Source organism: Bacillus stercoris (genome assembly GCF_029772985.1).
Classification (GTDB): Bacteria; Bacillota; Bacilli; order Bacillales; family Bacillaceae; genus Bacillus; species Bacillus stercoris.
The window spans coordinates 4,195,001-4,202,500 of record NZ_CP121861.1 but is presented as its reverse complement, the minus strand read 5'-3'; the positions used below and the strand labels follow the sequence as shown (position 1 = coordinate 4,202,500).

The 7,500-nt window shown below is 52.0% G+C and carries 4 tRNA genes and 5 rRNA genes (1 of these 9 running past the window's edge); all 9 read left to right on the top strand.

The features are described from left to right. Positions 1 to 30 precede the first annotated feature (30 nt). Positions 31 to 105, top strand: a tRNA-Gly gene (locus QA442_RS21625). 31 nt (positions 106 to 136) lie between these two features. Beyond that, positions 137 to 213, top strand: a tRNA-Arg gene (locus tag QA442_RS21620). 27 nt (positions 214 to 240) lie between these two features. Beyond that, positions 241 to 317 (top strand) — tRNA-Pro (locus QA442_RS21615). A gap of 7 nt (positions 318 to 324) precedes the next feature. After that, a tRNA-Ala gene (locus QA442_RS21610) sits at positions 325 to 400 on the top strand. A 169-nt stretch (positions 401 to 569) separates the two neighbouring features. Then, a 16S ribosomal RNA gene (locus QA442_RS21605) occupies positions 570 to 2,121 on the top strand. Positions 2,122 to 2,291: 170 nt separating this feature from the next. After that, positions 2,292 to 5,219, top strand: a 23S ribosomal RNA gene (locus QA442_RS21600). Between the two features lie 54 nt (positions 5,220 to 5,273). After that, positions 5,274 to 5,389: ribosomal RNA gene (gene rrf / locus QA442_RS21595) — 5S ribosomal RNA — on the top strand. A gap of 186 nt (positions 5,390 to 5,575) precedes the next feature. Then, positions 5,576 to 7,125: ribosomal RNA gene (locus QA442_RS21590) — 16S ribosomal RNA — on the top strand. Between the two features lie 170 nt (positions 7,126 to 7,295). Continuing rightward, positions 7,296 to 7,500: ribosomal RNA gene (locus QA442_RS21585) — 23S ribosomal RNA — on the top strand (it continues 2,724 nt past the right edge of the window). The 16S, 23S and 5S rRNA genes sit together here with 4 tRNA genes alongside, the layout of an rRNA operon.

Genomic DNA, 7,500 nt, shown 5'->3' with positions numbered 1-7,500 from the left:
AAAAGGAGAAAGCTTTTTTTATTGCGATATGCGGAAGTAGTTCAGTGGTAGAACACCACCTTGCCAAGGTGGGGGTCGCGGGTTCGAATCCCGTCTTCCGCTCCATTTATCCCAACGGGATATTATTAATTTAATTGCGCCCGTAGCTCAATTGGATAGAGCGTTTGACTACGGATCAAAAGGTTAGGGGTTCGACTCCTCTCGGGCGCGCCATATCCTTTAATAGAATAGATAGGAAATCGGGAAGTAGCTCAGCTTGGTAGAGCACATGGTTTGGGACCATGGGGTCGCAGGTTCGAATCCTGTCTTCCCGACCATTTTCACGGGGCCTTAGCTCAGCTGGGAGAGCGCCTGCTTTGCACGCAGGAGGTCAGCGGTTCGATCCCGCTAGGCTCCACCAAAAGTTTTAAAAAAGTTGTTGACTTTGAAGGAGCGACATTGTATACTAATAAAGTTGCTTTAACAAAGCAGACAAACAAAATGATCTTTGAAAACTAAACAAGACAAAACGTACCTGTTAATTCATTTTTATAAATCGCACAGCGATGTGCGTAGTCAGTCAAACTACTTTATCGGAGAGTTTGATCCTGGCTCAGGACGAACGCTGGCGGCGTGCCTAATACATGCAAGTCGAGCGGACAGATGGGAGCTTGCTCCCTGATGTTAGCGGCGGACGGGTGAGTAACACGTGGGTAACCTGCCTGTAAGACTGGGATAACTCCGGGAAACCGGGGCTAATACCGGATGCTTGTTTGAACCGCATGGTTCAAACATAAAAGGTGGCTTCGGCTACCACTTACAGATGGACCCGCGGCGCATTAGCTAGTTGGTGAGGTAATGGCTCACCAAGGCGACGATGCGTAGCCGACCTGAGAGGGTGATCGGCCACACTGGGACTGAGACACGGCCCAGACTCCTACGGGAGGCAGCAGTAGGGAATCTTCCGCAATGGACGAAAGTCTGACGGAGCAACGCCGCGTGAGTGATGAAGGTTTTCGGATCGTAAAGCTCTGTTGTTAGGGAAGAACAAGTACCGTTCGAATAGGGCGGTACCTTGACGGTACCTAACCAGAAAGCCACGGCTAACTACGTGCCAGCAGCCGCGGTAATACGTAGGTGGCAAGCGTTGTCCGGAATTATTGGGCGTAAAGGGCTCGCAGGCGGTTTCTTAAGTCTGATGTGAAAGCCCCCGGCTCAACCGGGGAGGGTCATTGGAAACTGGGGAACTTGAGTGCAGAAGAGGAGAGTGGAATTCCACGTGTAGCGGTGAAATGCGTAGAGATGTGGAGGAACACCAGTGGCGAAGGCGACTCTCTGGTCTGTAACTGACGCTGAGGAGCGAAAGCGTGGGGAGCGAACAGGATTAGATACCCTGGTAGTCCACGCCGTAAACGATGAGTGCTAAGTGTTAGGGGGTTTCCGCCCCTTAGTGCTGCAGCTAACGCATTAAGCACTCCGCCTGGGGAGTACGGTCGCAAGACTGAAACTCAAAGGAATTGACGGGGGCCCGCACAAGCGGTGGAGCATGTGGTTTAATTCGAAGCAACGCGAAGAACCTTACCAGGTCTTGACATCCTCTGACAATCCTAGAGATAGGACGTCCCCTTCGGGGGCAGAGTGACAGGTGGTGCATGGTTGTCGTCAGCTCGTGTCGTGAGATGTTGGGTTAAGTCCCGCAACGAGCGCAACCCTTGATCTTAGTTGCCAGCATTCAGTTGGGCACTCTAAGGTGACTGCTTAGGTGACAAACCGGAGGAAGGTGGGGATGACGTCAAATCATCATGCCCCTTATGACCTGGGCTACACACGTGCTACAATGGACAGAACAAAGGGCAGCGAAACCGCGAGGTTAAGCCAATCCCACAAATCTGTTCTCAGTTCGGATCGCAGTCTGCAACTCGACTGCGTGAAGCTGGAATCGCTAGTAATCGCGGATCAGCATGCCGCGGTGAATACGTTCCCGGGCCTTGTACACACCGCCCGTCACACCACGAGAGTTTGTAACACCCGAAGTCGGTGAGGTAACCTTTTAGGAGCCAGCCGCCGAAGGTGGGACAGATGATTGGGGTGAAGTCGTAACAAGGTAGCCGTATCGGAAGGTGCGGCTGGATCACCTCCTTTCTAAGGATATTATACGGAATATAAGACCTTGGGTCTTATAAACAGAACGTTCCCTGTCTTGTTTAGTTTTGAAGGATCATTCCTTCGAAATGTGTTCTTTGAAAACTAGATAACAGTAGACATCACATTCAATTAGTAATGCAAGATATCACGTAGTGATTCTTTTTAACGGTTAAGTTAGAAAGGGCGCACGGTGGATGCCTTGGCACTAGGAGCCGATGAAGGACGGGACGAACACCGATATGCTTCGGGGAGCTGTAAGCAAGCTTTGATCCGGAGATTTCCGAATGGGGAAACCCACCACTCGTAATGGAGTGGTATCCATATCTGAATTCATAGGATATGAGAAGGCAGACCCGGGGAACTGAAACATCTAAGTACCCGGAGGAAGAGAAAGCAAATGCGATTCCCTGAGTAGCGGCGAGCGAAACGGGATTAGCCCAAACCAAGAGGCTTGCCTCTTGGGGTTGTAGGACACTCTGTACGGAGTTACAAAAGAACGAGGTAGATGAAGAGGTCTGGAAAGGCCCGCCATAGGAGGTAACAGCCCTGTAGTCAAAACTTCGTTCTCTCCTGAGTGGATCCTGAGTACGGCGGAACACGTGAAATTCCGTCGGAATCCGGGAGGACCATCTCCCAAGGCTAAATACTCCCTAGTGACCGATAGTGAACCAGTACCGTGAGGGAAAGGTGAAAAGCACCCCGGAAGGGGAGTGAAAGAGATCCTGAAACCGTGTGCCTACAAGTAGTCAGAGCCCGTTAACGGGTGATGGCGTGCCTTTTGTAGAATGAACCGGCGAGTTACGATCCCGTGCAAGGTTAAGCAGAAGATGCGGAGCCGCAGCGAAAGCGAGTCTGAATAGGGCGCATGAGTACGTGGTCGTAGACCCGAAACCAGGTGATCTACCCATGTCCAGGGTGAAGTTCAGGTAACACTGAATGGAGGCCCGAACCCACGCACGTTGAAAAGTGCGGGGATGAGGTGTGGGTAGGGGTGAAATGCCAATCGAACCTGGAGATAGCTGGTTCTCTCCGAAATAGCTTTAGGGCTAGCCTCAAGGTAAGAGTCTTGGAGGTAGAGCACTGATTGGACTAGGGGCCCCTACCGGGTTACCGAATTCAGTCAAACTCCGAATGCCAATGACTTATCCTTGGGAGTCAGACTGCGAGTGATAAGATCCGTAGTCGAAAGGGAAACAGCCCAGACCGCCAGCTAAGGTCCCAAAGTATACGTTAAGTGGAAAAGGATGTGGAGTTGCTTAGACAACCAGGATGTTGGCTTAGAAGCAGCCACCATTTAAAGAGTGCGTAATAGCTCACTGGTCGAGTGACTCTGCGCCGAAAATGTACCGGGGCTAAACGTATCACCGAAGCTGCGGACTGTTCTTCGAACAGTGGTAGGAGAGCGTTCTAAGGGCTGTGAAGCCAGACCGGAAGGACTGGTGGAGCGCTTAGAAGTGAGAATGCTTAGATGAGTAGCGAAAGAGGGGTGAGAATCCCCTCCACCGAATGCCTAAGGTTTCCTGAGGAAGGCTCGTCCGCTCAGGGTTAGTCGGGACCTAAGCCGAGGCCGAAAGGCGTAGGCGATGGACAACAGGTTGATATTCCTGTACCACCTCCTCACCATTTGAGCAATGGGGGGACGCAGGAGGATAGGGTAAGCGCGGTATTGGATATCCGCGTCCAAGCAGTTAGGCTGGGAAATAGGCAAATCCGTTTCCCATAAGGCTGAGCTGTGATGGCGAGCGAAATATAGTAGCGAAGTTCCTGATTCCACACTGCCAAGAAAAGCCTCTAGCGAGGTGAGAGGTGCCCGTACCGCAAACCGACACAGGTAGGCGAGGAGAGAATCCTAAGGTGATCGAGAGAACTCTCGTTAAGGAACTCGGCAAAATGACCCCGTAACTTCGGGAGAAGGGGTGCTCTGTTAGGGTGCAAGCCCGAGAGAGCCGCAGTGAATAGGCCCAGGCGACTGTTTAGCAAAAACACAGGTCTCTGCGAAGCCGTAAGGCGAAGTATAGGGGCTGACGCCTGCCCGGTGCTGGAAGGTTAAGAGGAGCGCTTAGCGTAAGCGAAGGTGCGAATTGAAGCCCCAGTAAACGGCGGCCGTAACTATAACGGTCCTAAGGTAGCGAAATTCCTTGTCGGGTAAGTTCCGACCCGCACGAAAGGCGCAACGATCTGGGCACTGTCTCAACGAGAGACTCGGTGAAATTATAGTACCTGTGAAGATGCAGGTTACCCGCGACAGGACGGAAAGACCCCGTGGAGCTTTACTGCAGCCTGATATTGAATGTTGGTACAGCTTGTACAGGATAGGTAGGAGCCTTGGAAACCGGAGCGCCAGCTTCGGTGGAGGCATCGGTGGGATACTACCCTGGCTGTATTGACCTTCTAACCCGCCGCCCTTATCGGGCGGGGAGACAGTGTCAGGTGGGCAGTTTGACTGGGGCGGTCGCCTCCTAAAAGGTAACGGAGGCGCCCAAAGGTTCCCTCAGAATGGTTGGAAATCATTCGCAGAGTGTAAAGGCACAAGGGAGCTTGACTGCGAGACCTACAAGTCGAGCAGGGACGAAAGTCGGGCTTAGTGATCCGGTGGTTCCGCATGGAAGGGCCATCGCTCAACGGATAAAAGCTACCCCGGGGATAACAGGCTTATCTCCCCCAAGAGTCCACATCGACGGGGAGGTTTGGCACCTCGATGTCGGCTCATCGCATCCTGGGGCTGTAGTCGGTCCCAAGGGTTGGGCTGTTCGCCCATTAAAGCGGTACGCGAGCTGGGTTCAGAACGTCGTGAGACAGTTCGGTCCCTATCCGTCGCGGGCGCAGGAAATTTGAGAGGAGCTGTCCTTAGTACGAGAGGACCGGGATGGACGCACCGCTGGTGTACCAGTTGTTCTGCCAAGGGCATCGCTGGGTAGCTATGTGCGGACGGGATAAGTGCTGAAAGCATCTAAGCATGAAGCCCCCCTCAAGATGAGATTTCCCATTCCGCAAGGAAGTAAGATCCCTGAAAGATGATCAGGTTGATAGGTCTGAGGTGGAAGTGTGGCGACACATGGAGCTGACAGATACTAATCGATCGAGGACTTAACCACATTTTGAATGATGTCACACCTGTTATCTAGTTTTGAGAGAACACTCTCAATTTGTTTGGTGGCGATAGCGAAGAGGTCACACCCGTTCCCATACCGAACACGGAAGTTAAGCTCTTCAGCGCCGATGGTAGTCGGGGGTTTCCCCCTGTGAGAGTAGGACGCCGCCAAGCAATTGCACGTTAGTGTAATTTTCTTAAAAAAGTTGTTGACTTTGAAGAAGCGACATTGTATACTAATAAAGTTGCTTTAACAAAGCAGACAAACAAAATGATCTTTGAAAACTAAACAAGACAAAACGTACCTGTTAATTCATTTTTATAAATCGCACAGCGATGTGCGTAGTCAGTCAAACTACTTTATCGGAGAGTTTGATCCTGGCTCAGGACGAACGCTGGCGGCGTGCCTAATACATGCAAGTCGAGCGGACAGATGGGAGCTTGCTCCCTGATGTTAGCGGCGGACGGGTGAGTAACACGTGGGTAACCTGCCTGTAAGACTGGGATAACTCCGGGAAACCGGGGCTAATACCGGATGCTTGTTTGAACCGCATGGTTCAAACATAAAAGGTGGCTTCGGCTACCACTTACAGATGGACCCGCGGCGCATTAGCTAGTTGGTGAGGTAATGGCTCACCAAGGCGACGATGCGTAGCCGACCTGAGAGGGTGATCGGCCACACTGGGACTGAGACACGGCCCAGACTCCTACGGGAGGCAGCAGTAGGGAATCTTCCGCAATGGACGAAAGTCTGACGGAGCAACGCCGCGTGAGTGATGAAGGTTTTCGGATCGTAAAGCTCTGTTGTTAGGGAAGAACAAGTACCGTTCGAATAGGGCGGTACCTTGACGGTACCTAACCAGAAAGCCACGGCTAACTACGTGCCAGCAGCCGCGGTAATACGTAGGTGGCAAGCGTTGTCCGGAATTATTGGGCGTAAAGGGCTCGCAGGCGGTTTCTTAAGTCTGATGTGAAAGCCCCCGGCTCAACCGGGGAGGGTCATTGGAAACTGGGGAACTTGAGTGCAGAAGAGGAGAGTGGAATTCCACGTGTAGCGGTGAAATGCGTAGAGATGTGGAGGAACACCAGTGGCGAAGGCGACTCTCTGGTCTGTAACTGACGCTGAGGAGCGAAAGCGTGGGGAGCGAACAGGATTAGATACCCTGGTAGTCCACGCCGTAAACGATGAGTGCTAAGTGTTAGGGGGTTTCCGCCCCTTAGTGCTGCAGCTAACGCATTAAGCACTCCGCCTGGGGAGTACGGTCGCAAGACTGAAACTCAAAGGAATTGACGGGGGCCCGCACAAGCGGTGGAGCATGTGGTTTAATTCGAAGCAACGCGAAGAACCTTACCAGGTCTTGACATCCTCTGACAATCCTAGAGATAGGACGTCCCCTTCGGGGGCAGAGTGACAGGTGGTGCATGGTTGTCGTCAGCTCGTGTCGTGAGATGTTGGGTTAAGTCCCGCAACGAGCGCAACCCTTGATCTTAGTTGCCAGCATTCAGTTGGGCACTCTAAGGTGACTGCCGGTGACAAACCGGAGGAAGGTGGGGATGACGTCAAATCATCATGCCCCTTATGACCTGGGCTACACACGTGCTACAATGGACAGAACAAAGGGCAGCGAAACCGCGAGGTTAAGCCAATCCCACAAATCTGTTCTCAGTTCGGATCGCAGTCTGCAACTCGACTGCGTGAAGCTGGAATCGCTAGTAATCGCGGATCAGCATGCCGCGGTGAATACGTTCCCGGGCCTTGTACACACCGCCCGTCACACCACGAGAGTTTGTAACACCCGAAGTCGGTGAGGTAACCTTTTAGGAGCCAGCCGCCGAAGGTGGGACAGATGATTGGGGTGAAGTCGTAACAAGGTAGCCGTATCGGAAGGTGCGGCTGGATCACCTCCTTTCTAAGGATATTATACGGAATATAAGACCTTGGGTCTTATAAACAGAACGTTCCCTGTCTTGTTTAGTTTTGAAGGATCATTCCTTCGAAATGTGTTCTTTGAAAACTAGATAACAGTAGACATCACATTCAATTAGTAATGCAAGATATCACGTAGTGATTCTTTTTAACGGTTAAGTTAGAAAGGGCGCACGGTGGATGCCTTGGCACTAGGAGCCGATGAAGGACGGGACGAACACCGATATGCTTCGGGGAGCTGTAAGCAAGCTTTGATCCGGAGATTTCCGAATGGGGAAACCCACCACTCGTAATGGAGTGGTATCCATATCTGAATTCATAGGATATGAGAAGGCAGACCCGGGGAACTGAAACATCT